At 35.2% G+C, this 16,290-nt stretch carries 16 protein-coding genes; 12 read left to right on the top strand and 4 right to left on the bottom strand.

The features are described from left to right. Window positions 1-285: 285 nt before the first annotated feature. The gene (locus tag BMX24_RS21465; RefSeq protein ID WP_089794540.1) at window positions 286-1,965 is read right to left on the bottom strand and encodes a M23 family metallopeptidase; all 1,680 of its coding nucleotides are present in this window, start codon (window positions 1,963-1,965) and stop codon (window positions 286-288) included. A 229-nt stretch (window positions 1,966-2,194) separates the two neighbouring features. Here BMX24_RS21465 and BMX24_RS16210 point away from each other — a divergent pair, with 229 nt between their 5' ends. The 10 genes from BMX24_RS16210 (at window position 2,195) to trpS (ending at window position 12,735) form a co-directional block, all read left to right on the top strand. Continuing rightward, the gene (locus tag BMX24_RS16210; RefSeq protein ID WP_089794538.1) at window positions 2,195-4,828 is read left to right on the top strand and encodes a hypothetical protein; all 2,634 of its coding nucleotides are present in this window, start codon (window positions 2,195-2,197) and stop codon (window positions 4,826-4,828) included. Between the two features lies 1 nt (window position 4,829). After that, window positions 4,830-5,144, top strand: coding sequence for a hypothetical protein (locus tag BMX24_RS16205; protein ID WP_089794536.1), 315 nt, complete (start codon window positions 4,830-4,832; stop codon window positions 5,142-5,144). A 36-nt stretch (window positions 5,145-5,180) separates the two neighbouring features. Beyond that, window positions 5,181-5,456, top strand: coding sequence for a hypothetical protein (locus BMX24_RS16200; protein ID WP_089794534.1), 276 nt, complete (start codon window positions 5,181-5,183; stop codon window positions 5,454-5,456). A gap of 13 nt (window positions 5,457-5,469) precedes the next feature. After that, window positions 5,470-5,793: a hypothetical protein gene (locus BMX24_RS16195; RefSeq protein WP_089794532.1), complete on the top strand. Its 324-nt coding sequence runs from the start codon at window positions 5,470-5,472 to the stop codon at window positions 5,791-5,793. A gap of 236 nt (window positions 5,794-6,029) precedes the next feature. Next, window positions 6,030-9,416, top strand: coding sequence for an isoleucine--tRNA ligase (gene ileS, locus BMX24_RS16190; RefSeq protein WP_089794530.1), 3,387 nt, complete (start codon window positions 6,030-6,032; stop codon window positions 9,414-9,416). A gap of 59 nt (window positions 9,417-9,475) precedes the next feature. Continuing rightward, window positions 9,476-9,856, top strand: a complete 381-nt coding sequence (locus BMX24_RS16185; RefSeq protein ID WP_089794528.1) for a TraR/DksA family transcriptional regulator — start codon at window positions 9,476-9,478, stop codon at window positions 9,854-9,856. 80 nt (window positions 9,857-9,936) lie between these two features. Then, on the top strand, window positions 9,937-10,182 hold the full coding sequence (locus BMX24_RS16180; RefSeq protein ID WP_089794526.1) for a DUF6576 domain-containing protein: 246 nt from the start codon (window positions 9,937-9,939) through the stop codon (window positions 10,180-10,182). A gap of 27 nt (window positions 10,183-10,209) precedes the next feature. After that, on the top strand, window positions 10,210-10,848 hold the full coding sequence (locus BMX24_RS16175) for a lipoprotein signal peptidase (RefSeq protein WP_089794524.1): 639 nt from the start codon (window positions 10,210-10,212) through the stop codon (window positions 10,846-10,848). Between the two features lie 15 nt (window positions 10,849-10,863). Then, window positions 10,864-11,508: a SanA/YdcF family protein gene (locus BMX24_RS16170; RefSeq protein ID WP_089794522.1), complete on the top strand. Its 645-nt coding sequence runs from the start codon at window positions 10,864-10,866 to the stop codon at window positions 11,506-11,508. A gap of 258 nt (window positions 11,509-11,766) precedes the next feature. Then, window positions 11,767-12,735: a tryptophan--tRNA ligase gene (gene trpS / locus BMX24_RS16165; protein ID WP_089794520.1), complete on the top strand. Its 969-nt coding sequence runs from the start codon at window positions 11,767-11,769 to the stop codon at window positions 12,733-12,735. 46 nt (window positions 12,736-12,781) lie between these two features. Here the strand turns inward: trpS and BMX24_RS16160 are convergent, their stop codons facing one another. Continuing rightward, window positions 12,782-13,192, bottom strand: coding sequence for a winged helix-turn-helix transcriptional regulator (locus tag BMX24_RS16160; RefSeq protein WP_089794758.1), 411 nt, complete (start codon window positions 13,190-13,192; stop codon window positions 12,782-12,784). 99 nt (window positions 13,193-13,291) lie between these two features. Between BMX24_RS16160 and BMX24_RS16155 the strand changes: the two genes are divergently transcribed. Together BMX24_RS16155 and BMX24_RS16150 are read left to right on the top strand one after the other, a co-directional pair. Further along, window positions 13,292-13,996 carry an isochorismatase family protein gene (locus tag BMX24_RS16155; protein WP_089794519.1) on the top strand — a complete coding sequence of 235 codons (705 nt, stop codon included), beginning with the start codon at window positions 13,292-13,294 and terminating at the stop codon, window positions 13,994-13,996. A gap of 42 nt (window positions 13,997-14,038) precedes the next feature. Beyond that, window positions 14,039-14,638, top strand: coding sequence for an FMN-dependent NADH-azoreductase (locus BMX24_RS16150; protein WP_089794517.1), 600 nt, complete (start codon window positions 14,039-14,041; stop codon window positions 14,636-14,638). A 42-nt stretch (window positions 14,639-14,680) separates the two neighbouring features. Here BMX24_RS16150 and BMX24_RS16145 read toward each other — a convergent pair whose 3' ends face one another. Continuing rightward, complete coding sequence (locus BMX24_RS16145) at window positions 14,681-15,376, bottom strand: YjjG family noncanonical pyrimidine nucleotidase (RefSeq protein ID WP_089794515.1); 696 nt, start codon at window positions 15,374-15,376, stop codon at window positions 14,681-14,683. Window positions 15,377-15,579: 203 nt separating this feature from the next. Further along, window positions 15,580-16,170 (bottom strand): RNA polymerase sigma factor, encoded by a 591-nt coding sequence (locus BMX24_RS16140; RefSeq protein WP_089794514.1) that lies wholly within the window; start codon window positions 16,168-16,170, stop codon window positions 15,580-15,582. Window positions 16,171-16,290 lie beyond the last annotated feature (120 nt).

Raw genomic sequence — 16,290 nt, 5'->3', positions numbered from 1 at the left:
TTATTAAATTTTTCTCCCACAGATTTACACAAATTTTCACAGATGATTGTGTTTCATTTTCGTGTCTATTTGTGAAAACATTTGTGCTATTTGTGCTTAAATAATTTAAACGCAAAGATTTTATTTACTTTATCCTCATTTTTAAGGCTGCAAAGGCAAATAAATTTGCATCGCGAAGCTTGAAAATATAGCTTCATCAAATCAACTTGTTGATTCATCTTTGCTCACTTAAATTTAATTATCAATGAAATAAAACTTTGCGTCAAAAAAATAAATCTAGACAGTTTATCTCGAAAATGTAAAAGTCTGCACATTGGTATTTCCTGCCGTATTAATCGTTGTTACTTTCAATGTATGAGAACCCGAACTCTTCGGACATTTTTCATCAAAAATATAGACGAAATCATCTTTTACCCTGGCAAAACGAAGCCATTTCCCATCCAATTCTGCGCGGAAAGATTCTATATCGCCGATTTTGGTTGTTCCTTTTAATCTTAATAATCCGGAACTTATCAAAGCTCCGTCTTTCCAGCTTGGAGAAATGGATGGTAAAGAATTGTCGAATAAAAGCCTTGCCGTTCCAAGCCTGTTGAATTCTTCTTCTGCCCAATCGCCATTCCATTTTGCTTTGATGATATTTTTATCGCTTCCGTAATTGAGTTCTATGACTGTTTTGTTTTTTTCTTCGTCTGTTAATCTTCTATTGGACTTTATTTTTAAAGTAAAATAATCATGAACCGGAATGTATGAACCATTTAAAACAACAGCATTCGACACCGCTTCAGGATCGGATTTTTCGAACATGGTGAAATTTACAGCATCGTAAACTGCGTTTTTGCTTAAATTAATTTCCGCATTTTCTGTTTTAATTGTTTTGGCTTCGTTGGGTTTTACTGTTTTATCACCTGATGAAACTTTATCTGAGTTTTTGGCTAACTGAATTTTTGTTGTTAATCGGCTCGTGTTTCCTTTGATATCTTTTAAAATAATTTCAATATTGTGAATTTCGTTATCCTGAAGATTGATAATTCCATCTGATCCGGAGCTGTAATCTTTCAATTTCATTCCCGGTAAAGTCGACAAATGCTGAATGCTCATTTTATCGCGGACGAATTTTGTATAATCAATACAGCCATTCAAATAACGGGTATCATTGTAATGTACTTTATCAATTTTAAAATGATAAATTAATTTTCCATCCATCAATAATTCTGCATCATAAATTCCCAGATTAAACCCTTGATTAGCCTTATCAACCGCTTTTATGGCGAAACTTATTTGAGAAGAATTAACCTGAACAACATTTGAAGTATAGACATTTCCTGCTTTTTTCACCGCAATTCCATTCGCTCCGGGTTCATAGGTACTGAAACGTCGATCGTACCAATACAATCCACTGATAATCGGCGCAACATTATCTGGAATAGCAAACCCAAAAAGCAGCGGATTGATGCATTCTTCCGTTTTTGTGTCCCTGATTTCAAAATGCAAATGCGGACCAGCGGAACCTCCCGTATTCCCACTCAAAGCAATGAGCTGTCCTTTCGTCACAGGAAACTGATCCGGTGAGAAAATAATATCCTGTTCCCATTTTTCGTCTTTATATTGCCGCTCTTTTACGTATTCATCGAGCTTATCGAAATACTTATTTAAATGGGCATAAACGGTGGTGTAGCCATTCGGATGGGTGATATAAACGGCATTTCCAAAACCATATCGTTCCACTTTTATCCGACTTACATATCCATCTGCGGCGGCAACTACTTGTAAATTTTCTTGACTGTTGGTTCGAATATCCAATCCCATGTGAAAATGATTGGAACGGACAGCGCCAAAATTAGCCGCAAGATTTATTGGAATATTTAAAGGGTTTCTGAAATAATTCTGGGGATAATTATTCTGAGCCTGAGTTATCATTCCGATAAGAAAACAAACAGCAAATATCAATCGGGAAAAGGCTTTCATACAACGTTTTGGGTTATAGGTTTAATTAAATGTACAAAATTCCGGCAAATAAGCGGCTGTTCGCACAAACTATTTTTCGAATCAATTTTATTTTTATACGCCAGTTTTTGTCGTTACCAGCATTGATATTTGCCCTATAAAGGTTCAGACGAAAGAGTAATTTCTTTTAACCTGAATTTATTTATCAACAACTGGAACATAAAAATATTATTAATGAAAAAACTTAAAGATGAATTTTAAAAACCCTTTAAAAAGGATGGGCGATTTTGATAAGATAAGTAGAGAAATATGGGCAGATATGAGAGGAGAAAAGGTTGCAACCAATTCCATAGAGCCCTTTTTTACAAATCTGTGGGTAGATGAAGGCAAACTTTTCAGATTACTTGCTTCTTCAACAGATTTCAATACTTATGTTTTTGATGCAGAAAAAAACTTTATCAACTATTCGCAAGAAGTAGAAAAAGTAAACCTGAAAGAAATACCTCCTGCAAAAATTGACAATGTAAAAGTGAAGGCCAAGATGATTGAAAAATTAGTCATACAGGAGCCTAAAGTAGACCCAAAACAATTTGAAAACTCTTTTTTAGAGCGCATTGATAATAAGGTCTGGGTAAACATTAGCCCCGGATATATTGACCCTCAAAATTATACCCATCATACTGAGATAGGTATCAAAGAGAGAAAAATCGAATGTACAATTAACATCCCCTACCGTGAATATAATAGAGAGGTAACAAAAACCGTAATTAATGAGGTTGAGTCCACTTTAACCTATTCTTCTAAATCTCCTGATGCCATAAAAATTAACCTCAGCGATGTGGAGGACTATATGGATACTATCATCTATCTTTTTCCTCATCACCGGGAAATGGCTCAAGTAGGTCTCATAGCCCGCTTTGAAGAAGCAGGAAGCAGCCTTACCACAATCGATGATCTGATGTTCTTCTATAATCAGCTTCCCAATTTTGCCCTTACAGGTGTGGATTACAAAGGAAAAGCAAAGAAACTTTCAGACGAGATGTTATGGGACCACTTTTTAAAGTTTTTAAATTTTGATTCCCAACTCACCCGTGATGTAGATTCAATAAGCAAAGCAGCTGCAATGGCAGTAGAACCATTCAGAGACAAAAGCCGTTATGCCATCCGTATTCTCACAGCAATTTCCGGAGAATTCGTTTATAAAAAGATTAAAAATGATCCCAAGCTCATTCTTCACATTTATCATTCCTTAGACGGAGAAAGTGTATATATGGGAAAAGGCATTATTTCGGATACCAATCAGGTTGCCTATGGGCAGATGTTTGAAAACAAAGAGCTTTTTGTCATTTCCGTTATGGCTTTCATGCAGGCTCAACATGCAATGGATGATGCTCATCAGCCTCTGCAAAGAGGTTCTCTTTTCGCGTTGGGAGTCAGCAGAGATTCCGATACCATAGAAAGACATTGTGAGCTTACAGGATATTTTATGGAAGGAGACCCTGATAATATCGTAACTTTAATTAATACCGTAAAAGTATTTAATCTAAAAACAAAGGAAATTGAAGCTGAAAATGAAATTGAAAACGGAGAATTCAGACCTCTTGATATGCTGCATCTCAAAGTGTATGAAAAGGTAAAACTTCGTACGGGTAAAATTCAAACTCTTGAAACAGATACTGAAGTTCCTGCATTATTCCTTTATCATATAGCTCAAAAAAAAGCGGCAGAAGATGCATTAAGATGTCTGCGCGTTGCTGCCGACCTTATCGTTATATCGGCCAGTCTTGCAACTATTGAATCCGGGGTATCAGGATTACCTTTATATGTTGCTTATGCGGATATTGGGGTTGCTCTTTCAGATTTTTATATAGAGACTCAGCTCAGAGATGAGCTTAAAATGACCACCAAAGGAAAGAAGCTTTTAGAATTATGGGATGATATTTACATGGTTCAGGGCGCAACAAGTGCAATGGTGAGTATGCTGCCTAAGGCAGAAAAAGCACTGGATGCCACAGTAGAAGTCCTGTATACTTCCAGATTTCCGCGTCAACAGGAAAGTGTACAAAAGTTAATCAAAAATACATTATATTCGTTTCCTTTAAGGGATTATTCTAAAAATGGATTAAAAGTTCTTTTAAAAGACGGCATTAAAAATATCACCAAGCATTCTTCTGATTTTGAGAAGTTGAGAGTGCTTTTTGTGGAAAATGCAGCGAAAGAGATTGCAGTACTTTATAAAGGAAAAAAATTCTTTCATGCTAATTCCGCCAGAAGAACAGGTAAATTTTTAGATTATCTTTACAGGAAAGCTGGCGGTAATATTACAAAGCTTGATCAAGAGATAAGCCGCCTTGCAGGAATGGCGGAAAATCTTCCTCCTAACTTCAGTATGAAAGCAGAAGAGTTTGAAGCAGGATGGAAAGCTCTTCAGGAAGCTATAGTTGAAGGTAAAATTACTAGTGAAAATGCGATTGATTATATTTATGAAGTATTACCATATTTTAATCATCACGTGGTAAATGGAGAAGTTGTTATGATTTCTAATACTAATTGTGTAAATGTGGTTAAAAATGTAATAGAATATCTAACAACAGGTGAATTAAAGACTGCATTACCTTCTGAAGGACAAGAAGTTGATTTATTAGAACAAATTTATAATAATAAGTTTAAACCAACAACTTTAGAAGATCTTAAGGCAGAGAAAGGAATGAAAGAAGGAGAAATTGGGATTATTTTTGCCTACAAAAATATTTCCACAACTATTAAAGGACATGTTTTTAATATTGTTAAAAAGAATAACAGGCTGATTCTGCCCGATGGACAGTTTGGAATATTAGCCAGAACAAGAGACTATAAATATTTTGAATATATTAAAGTAAAATAAGATGATGCTAAGTAATGAAAAAATAGATAAAATCGCGGAAAGATATGTAAAAATGATATCTGAAAATATAAACGTAGAATTAATTATTCCCAAAGATATTATAATTGATAAACCTTATGGAAGAATTTATTTTTATGGAGCTAAAGATTACAAGAAACATCGATTGGCAGGTAATGGGCCTTTTTTGATTAAAAATGATACCGGTATTGTTATTCCATTTGGCACTGCTATGGATGTTGATTACTATATTAAGGGATATGAGGACGGCACCTGGAAACCTGCATCATATGGTGTTTGGGATCCTAATCAGAATTAACATCAAGACTTACTTTCAGATTAAATAAAAATCATAATGACAATAGAAGAAAAAGAAGAAAAGATGACCTCAACAATAAAGTTAAAGCTTGACGAGATCGATTACAGAATAACCAGTATTATATCCTATTATCATGAAAATATGAAATTAAGAGATAATACCTATAAAAATACAATTATAACTAGCTTTACTGAGCCACTACTAAACTCGGAGACTTCAATTATTACAGATTCTGAAACTTTAGAAATGCTTTATGTGTGGACTGGACCAACCCGATATATGGAAATTAATGATTTCTTTATAAAAAAATAGAATTAATAAAGTAATGTTAACAGAACAACAAGTAATAGAGATTGCAGAAAAATATGTAAAAAAAAGAAGCGCAAAAAGTAAATATGATCTTGTCATTTTAGATAACGAAGCAATAAAAAAGCCTTATGGTATTATATTTTTCTACAATACAAAAAAATATAATGACACTAGAAATGATGATGATAATACTTTACTTGGGAATGCTCCTTTCTTGTTAGAAAACAAAACAGGAAACATTGTCGTATTTGGAACCAGCAAATCTGAAGAATATTATATTCAAGAATACGAAGCAGGAAGATTTACTAACATTTTAGGGTTAAATAGTAGCCTGGAATAATTTACAGCCACCTTCCGGTGGCTTTTTCATAGATAATATGGCTTCAATTTCATGCTCGAAACAGGCAGAAAAATTCACTTATTGACTATTCACCATTCACTTTTTCTCACTTTCTCCATTTATATTTCTGAAATTGAACTTTTTAATAGAAATTACCTAAATAAAACATATATTATAAACCGACAAATTTTAGTAAATTTGCCAACTTAATTAATCAACGATATTGATATATTACAATGAGCCAATTTAAAGAATACAAAAACCTCAACCTTATTGACGTAGCAGAGAATGTAGCGGAATTTTGGAAACAAAATAAAACTTTCAATAAGAGTGTTGAGATTCGTGAGGGGAAACCTGAGTTTGTTTTTTATGAAGGTCCGCCTTCAGCAAACGGTATGCCCGGAATTCACCACGTTATGGCTAGAGCATTAAAGGATATTTTCTGTCGTTATCAGACCCAAAACGGGAAGCAGGTTTTCCGTAAAGCGGGTTGGGATACACACGGACTTCCTGTGGAACTAGGCGTAGAAAAAGAATTAGGAATCACTAAAGAAGATATTGGCCAGAAAATTTCTATTGAAGACTACAACAAAGCTTGTCGTGAAGCGGTAATGCGTTATACAGATGTTTGGAATAACCTTACTGAGAAAATCGGATATTGGGTAGACCTTGAGGATCCGTATATCACGTATAAGTCAAAATATATGGAAACCGTTTGGTGGTTGTTGAAGCAATTGTACGATAAAGGATTATTGTACAAAGGATACACGATCCAGCCTTATTCGCCGAAAGCGGGAACAGGACTTTCTTCGCACGAAGTTAATCAACCCGGAGCTTACCGTGATGTTTCAGATACGACAATTGTAGCGCAATTCAAGACACTTCCGGAAACTTTGCCTTCGTTTTTACAAGGTTTTGGAGACGTACATTTCTTAGCCTGGACGACAACTCCATGGACGCTGCCTTCCAATACAGCATTGACAGTAGGTCCGAAAATCGATTATGTTTTAGTAAAAACTTTCAATCAATATACTTTTGAGCCGATTAATATTGTTTTGGCTAAAGCTTTGGTCGGAAAACAGTTTGGGAAGAAATATGCAGAAGGAGCTGATGAAGATTTTGCTAATTACACTTCAGAAAACAAAGTTATCCCTTATCAAATTCTGGCAGAATTCAAAGGTGCTGATTTGGTAGGAATTAAATATGAGCAGCTATTGCCTTACGCTTTACCGTATCAAAATCCGGAAAATGCTTTCCGAGTAATTTCAGGAGATTTCGTAACGACAGAAGACGGAACAGGTATCGTTCACACAGCTCCGACTTTTGGTGCTGATGATGCAAAAGTGGCTAAAGAAGCTACCCCGGAAGTTCCGCCAATGTTGGTTTTAAACGAAAACGGAAATCCGGTGCCTTTGGTAGATCTACAAGGAAGGTTCACTTCGCATATGGGAGAATTTGCCGGCAAATATGTGAAAAACGAATATTATGATGCAGGAACAGCACCAGAAAAATCTGTTGATGTAGAAATTGCAATTCGTTTAAAAGAAGAGAATAAAGCTTTCAAAGTAGAAAAATACGTTCACAGTTACCCGCACAGCTGGAGAACTGATGAGCCATTGTTATATTATCCATTGGATTCTTGGTTTGTTAAAATGACTGCTGTAAAAGACAATTTGGTTAATTTAAACAAAGAAATCAACTGGAAGCCAAAATCAACCGGAGAAGGACGTTTCGCCAACTGGCTGGAAAATGTAAACGACTGGAACTTGTCCCGTTCAAGATATTGGGGAATTCCGTTGCCAATCTGGAGAACAGATGATTTGAAAGAAGAAAGAATCATCGGTTCCGTAGAAGAATTGTACAATGAGATCGAAAAATCTGTTGAGGCGGGATTAATGAAAGAAAATCCTTTCAAGGGCTTCATCATCGGAAATATGTCTGAGCAGAATTATGCTTTGGTTGATCTGCACAAAAATATCGTCGACAAAGTAATCTTGGTTTCAGATTCAGGAAAAGCCATGAGACGTGAGAGCGACCTGATCGACGTTTGGTTCGATTCCGGGGCGATGCCTTATGCGCAGCTGCATTACCCTTTTGAAAATAAAGAATTAATTGATACAAATAAAGCATTCCCGGCAGATTTCATCGCGGAAGGGGTTGACCAGACCCGTGGTTGGTTTTACACACTTCATGCGATCGGAACAGCAGTTTTTGATTCAGTTGCTTATAAAAATGTAATGAGTAACGGACTTGTTTTGGATAAAAACGGTCAGAAAATGTCAAAACGTTTAGGAAATGCAGTTGATCCGTTTGAAACTTTAGCGATCTACGGACCGGATGCAACGCGTTGGTACATGATTTCGAATGCAAATCCTTGGGAAAACCTGAAATTTGATATCGAAGGAATAGATGAAGTAAGAAGAAAATTCTTCGGTACATTGTATAATACCTATTCATTCTTTGCTTTGTATGCGAATGTTGACGGATTCAATTATTCTGAAAAAGATGTTGAAAACAGACCTGAAATCGACCGATGGATTTTATCTGAATTAAATTTATTAATCAAAGAAGTAAAAGCATTCTACGAAGATTACGAACCGACAAGAGTTGCAAGAGCCATCAACACTTTTATAAATGATAACTTATCCAACTGGTACGTAAGATTGTGCAGAAGACGTTTCTGGAAAGGAGATTACACAGAAGACAAAATCTCGGCTTATCAGACTTTATATACCTGTCTGGAAACGGTTGCCAAATTATCCGCGCCAATTGCTCCGTTCTTTATGGATCAATTGTATCAGGATTTAAATAAAGTAACAGGTAAAGAAAGTGCCGAATCTATTCACCTGACAGACTTCCCTGTTGCTGATGAAAGCCTGATCGATGAAGATCTGGTTGAAAAAACACACTTGGCACAGAGCATCACAAGTATGGTTTTCTCTTTAAGAAAAAAAGAAAACGTAAAAGTTCGCCAGCCTTTGCAAAAAGTATTGGTTCCTGTGATGGATTCTAAAGCGGAAGGCCAGATCATGGCGGTTGCAGAATTAATCAAGCAGGAAGTTAATGTTAAAGAATTGCAATTAATTAATGCAGAAGAAGCATCCCATTTAATTGTAAAACAGATAAAACCCAATTTCAAAGCGCTTGGTCCTAAGCTAGGAAAAGACATGAAAGTGGTTGGAGGAGAGATCACAAATTTTGATGCAGAACAGATTTCAAAACTTGAAAAAGAAGGAAAATTAGACGTTCAGGGATACGAAATTACACTTGATGATGTGGAAATTTCTACAAAAGATATCCCGGGATGGACAGTAACTTCTGATGGAAAAACAACTGTGGCATTAGATTTGACATTAACAGACGAATTAAAATCTGAAGGTATCGCAAGAGAATTCATCAACAGAATTCAGAACTTGAGAAAAGATAAGGATTTCGATTTGACAGACAGAATTACTATCTTCCTGGAAGAAGACACCCCTTTCCTGAATGATATTAAGAAAAATGAAGAATATATTTCTTCAGAAGTCTTGTCAAATAAAATAGAAATTGTATCTTCACTTTCAAATTTTAACGAAATCGAAATAGATGAGGTTAATTTTAAACTAAATATTGAAAAAAATTAACATATAGTTATTGTTTTTCAAATTCCATTTCATAATTTTATTAAAAAAGAGAAAAGAACATGTCAGACGAAAGAGTAAGATACAGTGATGCTGATTTACAGGAATTTAAAGCAGTCATCAAAGAAAAAATTGCGAAAGCTGAGAAAGATTTAGCATTGATCAACGAAAGTTTCATTAATGACCAGAATAATGGTACTGATGATACATCGCCTACTTTTAAGGCTTTCGAAGAAGGTGCGGAAACTTTAAGTAAAGAACAGAACGCAATTTTGGCAGGAAGACAAGAAAAATTCATCCGTGACCTGAAAAATGCTTTAATAAGAATTGAAAACAAAACTTATGGCGTTTGCAGAGTAACCGGTAAATTGATTCCTAAAGAAAGACTTTTGGCAGTTCCTCACGCTACACTAAGCATCGAAGCGAAAAATATGCAGAAATAACCCACTGGGTTAGTAAATAAATTTGGGTTTATATCGTATTTCATGAAATACTTTATAAACCTAATTTTTAATTTATATCCATGAGCGAATTGTTAATTTTAGGAATTATTATCATTGCCGTTTTAGCGTTTTTCAATAGAGACTGGATCCAGAAGAGATTCTTTCCGGACAGACAAAAAAACTATACGATTGATGATAAGTTTAATTCCGATAAACGCGAAAGGGAAAAAGAAATCGACAAACTTTTGAGTAAGATGGGCAAAAACGGGATCAACGATTTATCTGAAAAAGACAGAAAAAGACTTGATGAATTGTCCAAAATGTAGAATAAAAGCAGTTAAAACTTAGAAATCTTGAAAAAAATCTTAGCCGTAACATTTTTAATACTGTTAATAGATCAGGCTTCAAAAATTTACGTAAAAACACATTTCAATCTGGATGACAGCATTTCGGTCTTTCCGGGATTCAAATTAACTTTTGTAGAAAATCCGGGAATGGCTTACGGGCTTCATTTCGGTGGAATTTTAGGGAAATATTTCCTTGTATTCATTAGAATTATTCTAATCGGAGGAATGATTTATTTATTCAAGAAATGGCTGCAAAGAGGAGAATCCAATTACCTTCTGATTCCTATGGCAATGATTTTTGCGGGAGCGATCGGGAATTTAATTGACGGGATGTTTTACGGTCTTATTTTCGACAGCGGAACGGTGTATGACCAAAGTATCGACCGATGGATCGGCTATGGCGGAATATCAAAATTTGTTCCTGTAGGCGAAGGCTATTCTACTTTTATGAAAGGATGTGTGGTTGATATGCTCCACTTCCCTTTGGTAGACTGGAACGTTCCTGAAAATTTTCCGTTAATAGGAGGAAAACATATTGAATTTTTTAAATATATATTCAATGTAGCAGATTCGGCGATTACGGTAGGAGCAGTTTTATTACTGGTATTCAGAAAAAAAGCTTTCCCGAACGGCCTCGAATTTTAGAATATTTTTACACAGATGAAAAAAATCATTAAAATCTTATTTAAATTTTTCCTGCTTCTTCTCGTTGCAGGAATTATTTTTATTGCCTGGGCAAATTACAGCATCAAAGAAAACAGCGATTCTTATATCTCTTACAATATTGCAGATATCCCCGAAACCAAAACCGCACTACTCCTGGGAACAAGTAAAAACCTGAACAGCGGACTTCCCAACGCTTATTTTTACAACCGGATTCAGGCTGCGGTAGATCTGTACAAGAGTGGGAAAATAGAATACATCATTGTAAGCGGTGACAATAGCCGAAAAAGCTATAATGAGCCTGAGGATATGCTTTTAACATTGGTTCATTACGGGATTCCCCATGACCGGATTTTCCTGGATCATGCAGGCTTCAGAACACTGGATTCTGTAGTGAGGGCAAAAGAAATTTTCGGGCAGACCAAACTGGTGATTATTTCTCAGAAATTTCATAATGAAAGAGCCGTGTTTTTAGCCAAAAAGAATGGCATTGATGCATTCGGATATAATGCGAAAGACGTCAATAAATATATGGGCGTTAAAACAAATATCAGGGAATATTTTGCTAAAGCAAAAGCGTATTATGATTTAATTTTGGGTGTTAAACCTAAGTTTGGAGGGAAGAAGATTTTGATTCCTTGATTTTTGCTCTCTGTTTTTTTTAATGCAAAGTTTTAATCTAAATAATAATTAATATAAAGTGGACAAAGAATAGTCAACAAGTTGATTGATGAAGCTTCGCGTGGCAAATTCATTTGCCTTTGCCTTCTAAAAAATAATAGGTTTGGAAATAAAATCTTTGCACTTAAATTGATTTTTACATAAACATAAAAATCCGAGTAATCAGAGGAAAATAATTAAATTTGCAATTCATTAATTTTTAAATATAAATTTTAAACAATGTCAAGAATTCTTACCGGCATTCAAGCCACCGGAACACCGCACCTTGGTAATTTGTTGGGTGCTATCATTCCTGCGATTGAGCTATCAAAACAGGAAGGAAACGAATCATTTTTATTTATCGCCAACCTGCATGCTTTAACACAGATTAAGGATGCTGAAGTGATGAAACAATATACCTACGAGATTGCTGCGGCTTGGCTCGCTTGTGGGTTGGATACCGAAAAAACATACTTTTACAGACAAAGCGATATCGCGGAAGCCTGTGAACTTTCTTGGCATTTATCATGTTTTTTTCCTTATCAAAGACTTACTTTAGCGCATTCTTTTAAAGATAAAGCAGACAGACTGCAGGATGTAAACGCAGGTTTATTTACCTACCCGATCCTGATGGCTGCAGATATTCTGTTGTATGATGCAGAAATTGTTCCTGTAGGGAAAGACCAGCTTCAGCACTTGGAAATTGCGCGTGATGTAGCTGCCAGATTCAACAATCAGATGGGTGAAGTTTTGGTACTTCCTCAGGCTGAGCTTCAGGAAAATACGAAATATGTTCCCGGAATTGATGGCCAGAAAATGTCAAAATCCAGAGGAAACATCATCAATATTTTCTTACCTGAAAAAGAACTGAAAAAGCAGGTCATGAGCATCGAAACCGATTCGAAATCACTGGAAGAAGCTAAAGATCCTGAAACGGATAAGGTTTTTGCCATTTATCAATTGATCGCCACTCCTGAGCAGACAGAAGAGCTGAGAGCAAAATATTTAGCCGGAAACTTTGGCTACGGTCATGCTAAAAAAGAGCTTTTGGATCTGATTCTGACAAGATTCGAGAAGGAAAGAGAAACTTATAATTATTATATGAATAATCTTAGTGAGCTGGAGGCAAAACTTCAGGAAGGAGCAACGAAAACAAGAGTAATTGCTACTGAAACACTTAAAAGAGTAAGGGAAAGTTTGGGATTTTAATAATTCCTTAAACATAAATCGGGATCAGCATTGCTGATCCTTTTTTTTATATTTTATGTACAGATTGAGAGTCTTCACGATGATGCTCAAGAATTTTTTCCCTATGAAGCTCACCCCATTCTCTTAGTACCATTAAAATCCTTGTGAGAGACAGTCCGTGCTCCGTAATTTCATATTCTATAGATAAAGGATATTCATCAATAATGTTTCTGCTAATTAATAAATTTTCTTCCAAATACTTTAATTCTTTGGATAAGGTACGGTCTGTAATAGTTTTTAATTCCTTTGAAATTTCGCTAAATCTTTTTGGCTTGAACGAAAGACAAACGATAATAGGAATTTTCCATTTTCCTGCTAAAACATCAAGAGTATCAGCCATATTTAATATTTTGTTGTAACAAATATTCTGCTCGAGCTTTTTAAGATACTCATCGTCGAAATTTAATTTATTTATCATCTTTATTGAGTGCATTTATGATTCCCTATACTCCAAGATAGCAACTGAAAAAAACAACAATTGCATCCCTAACTTTGCATTATAAAATTAAAAAAAATAATGAAAACAAAATTTTTAAGTTTAATTATACTTGCAATAATCGGGCTGACAAATCTTAATGCACAGACAAAAAATATGATGAAAACAAAATCCTCACCTATTCTTCAAAAAGAAAATACGGTATTGTTATTGGTAGATGAGCAAGTCGGGCTACTTTCCGGAGTAAGGGACATCAGTACTGCCGATCTTAGAAAAAATGTAGTAGCTATGGCAAAGGCAGCTCAAATTATGGGTGTGCCGGTAATTATTACAGCCGTAGGTTCAGACGGATTATGGGGACCTGTAATACCCGAACTTACCGCTGCCTTACCTAATGTAACTGTTATTAAAAGAAGCCTAATCAATGCATGGGATGATCCGAATGTTGTAAAAGCCATAGAAGCTACAGGTCGTAAGCAAATTCTGATTGCCGGTATTTCCCTTGAAGTGTGTGCATCTCTTCCTGCAATCTCAGCTACACAGGCCGGATATGATGCAAGAGTGGTACTGGATGCTTCAGGAACTTTTAATGAAAATAAAAGAGTTGCAGGTATCCAAAGACTTACGACTCTTGGAATTCCGTTGACTGATTATGCAACGGCAGCTGTAGAATTATTAAGAGATAATGCAGACCCTAAAGCTCATGACGTATATGGTGTGCTGGGCTTAGACTTTGCAACGACAGTTTGGCAATTAAATGATGCCGTAAAAAAAGGTTATAAATAACAGATAGTTTTTCAGAAAATAAAAACATATATAAATAATAAAATGATGAAAATTTTAAATATAATTTCAAGCCCTATACATGAGGCTTCCGCAAGTACAAAATTAGGTAATGCTATTGTACATAAATTACAGGGAAAATACCCAAACAGTACCGTAACAGTAAGAAATCTGACAAAACAAACACTCCCACATCTGGAAGAAATTCAAATGAGATCATTTTTTACTGCTGATGAAAATAGAACACCAGAACAGAAGGAAGCATTAAAATTATCCGATGAAGTAGTGAATGAAGTGATGAATGCAGATATTATCGTGATTAATGTTCCGATGTATAATTTCGGAATCTCTTCTACTTTAAAAGTCTGGATAGACCATCTGATCAGAAAAGATGTTACCTTCAAACATTCTGCCAGTGGAGCCCAGGGAATGCTGAATGATAAGAAAGTATATCTTGCAATTTCCTCAGGTGGTATCTATAGTGAAGGGCCAAGAAAGCATCTGGATTATACCGAAAATTACCTTCGTTCTGTTCTTGATTTTATCGGAATCACAGATGTGACTGTCTTTAGAATAGAAGCCCAGAGCAAACCCGATTTAAAAGAAGAATTTGCTGCAAAAGCAATGGAAAGTATTTCAATATAAAATCTATCAACAGGAAAGCCTTCACCGAAGTGAAGGCTTTTATTATAAATATTCTTTAATCTGTAGAAGATGCTTAATTACTTTTAAACCTTCTTCTTTTGGATTTTCATTAAAAACATCAAAAAAAATAACATCCATTCCGAAATTCTGTGCGCCGACAACATCCGCGATCCAGTCGTCTCCGATCAGAATACTTTCTTCTTTTGAGGCTTCTGCCAACTGTAACGAATATTCAAAAATCTTAGGATTCGGTTTTCTTACACCAACAGAATCTGCGCTGGTAATGGTTTGAAAATATTTGTCGATTCTGGATAAAATACATTTTCTTTCCGTCACTTCTTTGAACCCGTTTGAGATCACATGCAGCGTATAATTTTTAGCTTTTAAATAATCCAAAATATACTGTGCGCCTTCCACCAACTCATTATGATTGAGAATTTTATCTAAAAAGTGTTCTTCGAAATACATCGACAACTCTAAGTCATCGACATTAAAATGTTTGAACGTGTCATAAAAACGATGCTTTCTTAAGTATTCTTTATCGATAATTCCGTCTCTTATTTTTTCCCATAGACTTTCGTTGATATTGTGGTAGACAGAATGAAACTCCTCAAAATCAATATTATATTTTAAAGTAATTTCTTCCGTTTCGAAAAGATCTTTGATGGTAAGGTACGCGTTCTTGCGATGATCCCAGAGCGTATTGTCGAGGTCAAAAAAAATGTGCTGAATATTCATACAGCACAAAAATAATAATTTTAATTTTTGGAAATCGGATAATTCTTGCTCTTGGTTTTTACAACCTCAAGGTTCTTCGAAAAATTGAGTAAAAACTCAATTGTTTGTTTCTTAGGTTTCAAAGTTTTCACTTTTAAGGAATCATTTTTTCTCATAGGCGATAAATGTTTTTCCTTAAAACGAGAATTTCCCGAAATTATTATCTATCTGGTCAAGATAATATTATTTTCGTCCATGATTTTTCTCAGGTTGATTAAAGCGTAGCGTACCCTTCCCAACGTGGTATTAATACTCATATCGGTATGGTCTGCAATTTCTTTAAAACTCAGTCCGTCGAAAAATCTTAATTTAATGACTTCCTGCTGATTTAGGGGAAGAAATTGAAGCATTCTCAGAAGATCCTCCTGAATCTGGTTACTTACCAGCTGATCTTCAATGTTTTCTGATGGTTCTCTTAGTAAGTCGAAAATAGAATACTCATCTGTTTCAAAAGTAGTTTCTGAAACTTTGATGTTTTTGGCTTTTGCTCTGAAATGGTCTATAATAAGATTGTGGGCGATTCTTTTTGCCCAAAGAATGAACTTTCCTTCTTCGTTGTAGCGTCCTTCTTTCAGCATTACAATGATCTTCATGAATGTATCCTGAAATACATCATTGGCAAGATCTTCATCATTAATTTTGTAAAAAATGAATGTAAACAGTTCTCTCTGATGACGATGAATAAGGGTTGACAACGCCTCCTCGTCTCCTTTCTGGTAAAGGGAAATTAGTAAACTATCCGATTTTGATTTCATAACTTTCTTCTCAATAAATATTTTTGCTGACAATCAATTATCCAGATATTTTATCTGGCTAAAACTGTAAAAACAAAACAATTCTTCAGAGTAAAGTCTAATCAATAGGCGGTACAATTT

It is taken from the genome of Chryseobacterium wanjuense (assembly GCF_900111495.1).
GTDB classification, from domain to species: Bacteria; Bacteroidota; Bacteroidia; order Flavobacteriales; family Weeksellaceae; genus Chryseobacterium; species Chryseobacterium wanjuense.
Note: the sequence above shows the minus strand (reverse complement) of the source record. Positions and strands in the feature narration are given on the sequence as shown.

Bases quoted from the DNA above. Each gene is read 5' to 3' on its own strand.
- BMX24_RS16140 (WP_089794514.1), bottom strand. From the start codon at position 16,170: ATGAAATCAAAATCGGATAGTTTACTAATTTCCCTTTACCAGAAAGGA.
- BMX24_RS21465 (WP_089794540.1), bottom strand. From the start codon at position 1,965: ATGAAAGCCTTTTCCCGATTGATATTTGCTGTTTGTTTTCTTATCGGA.
- BMX24_RS16150 (WP_089794517.1), top strand. From the start codon at position 14,039: ATGATGAAAATTTTAAATATAATTTCAAGCCCTATACATGAGGCTTCC.
- BMX24_RS16155 (WP_089794519.1), top strand. From the start codon at position 13,292: ATGAAAACAAAATTTTTAAGTTTAATTATACTTGCAATAATCGGGCTG.
- BMX24_RS16195 (WP_089794532.1), top strand. From the start codon at position 5,470: ATGTTAACAGAACAACAAGTAATAGAGATTGCAGAAAAATATGTAAAA.
- trpS (WP_089794520.1), top strand. From the start codon at position 11,767: ATGTCAAGAATTCTTACCGGCATTCAAGCCACCGGAACACCGCACCTT.
- BMX24_RS16145 (WP_089794515.1), bottom strand. From the start codon at position 15,376: ATGAATATTCAGCACATTTTTTTTGACCTCGACAATACGCTCTGGGAT.
- BMX24_RS16170 (WP_089794522.1), top strand. From the start codon at position 10,864: ATGAAAAAAATCATTAAAATCTTATTTAAATTTTTCCTGCTTCTTCTC.
- BMX24_RS16205 (WP_089794536.1), top strand. From the start codon at position 4,830: ATGATGCTAAGTAATGAAAAAATAGATAAAATCGCGGAAAGATATGTA.
- BMX24_RS16160 (WP_089794758.1), bottom strand. From the start codon at position 13,192: ATGATAAATAAATTAAATTTCGACGATGAGTATCTTAAAAAGCTCGAG.
- BMX24_RS16180 (WP_089794526.1), top strand. From the start codon at position 9,937: ATGAGCGAATTGTTAATTTTAGGAATTATTATCATTGCCGTTTTAGCG.
- BMX24_RS16185 (WP_089794528.1), top strand. From the start codon at position 9,476: ATGTCAGACGAAAGAGTAAGATACAGTGATGCTGATTTACAGGAATTT.
- BMX24_RS16210 (WP_089794538.1), top strand. From the start codon at position 2,195: ATGAATTTTAAAAACCCTTTAAAAAGGATGGGCGATTTTGATAAGATA.
- BMX24_RS16200 (WP_089794534.1), top strand. From the start codon at position 5,181: ATGACAATAGAAGAAAAAGAAGAAAAGATGACCTCAACAATAAAGTTA.
- ileS (WP_089794530.1), top strand. From the start codon at position 6,030: ATGAGCCAATTTAAAGAATACAAAAACCTCAACCTTATTGACGTAGCA.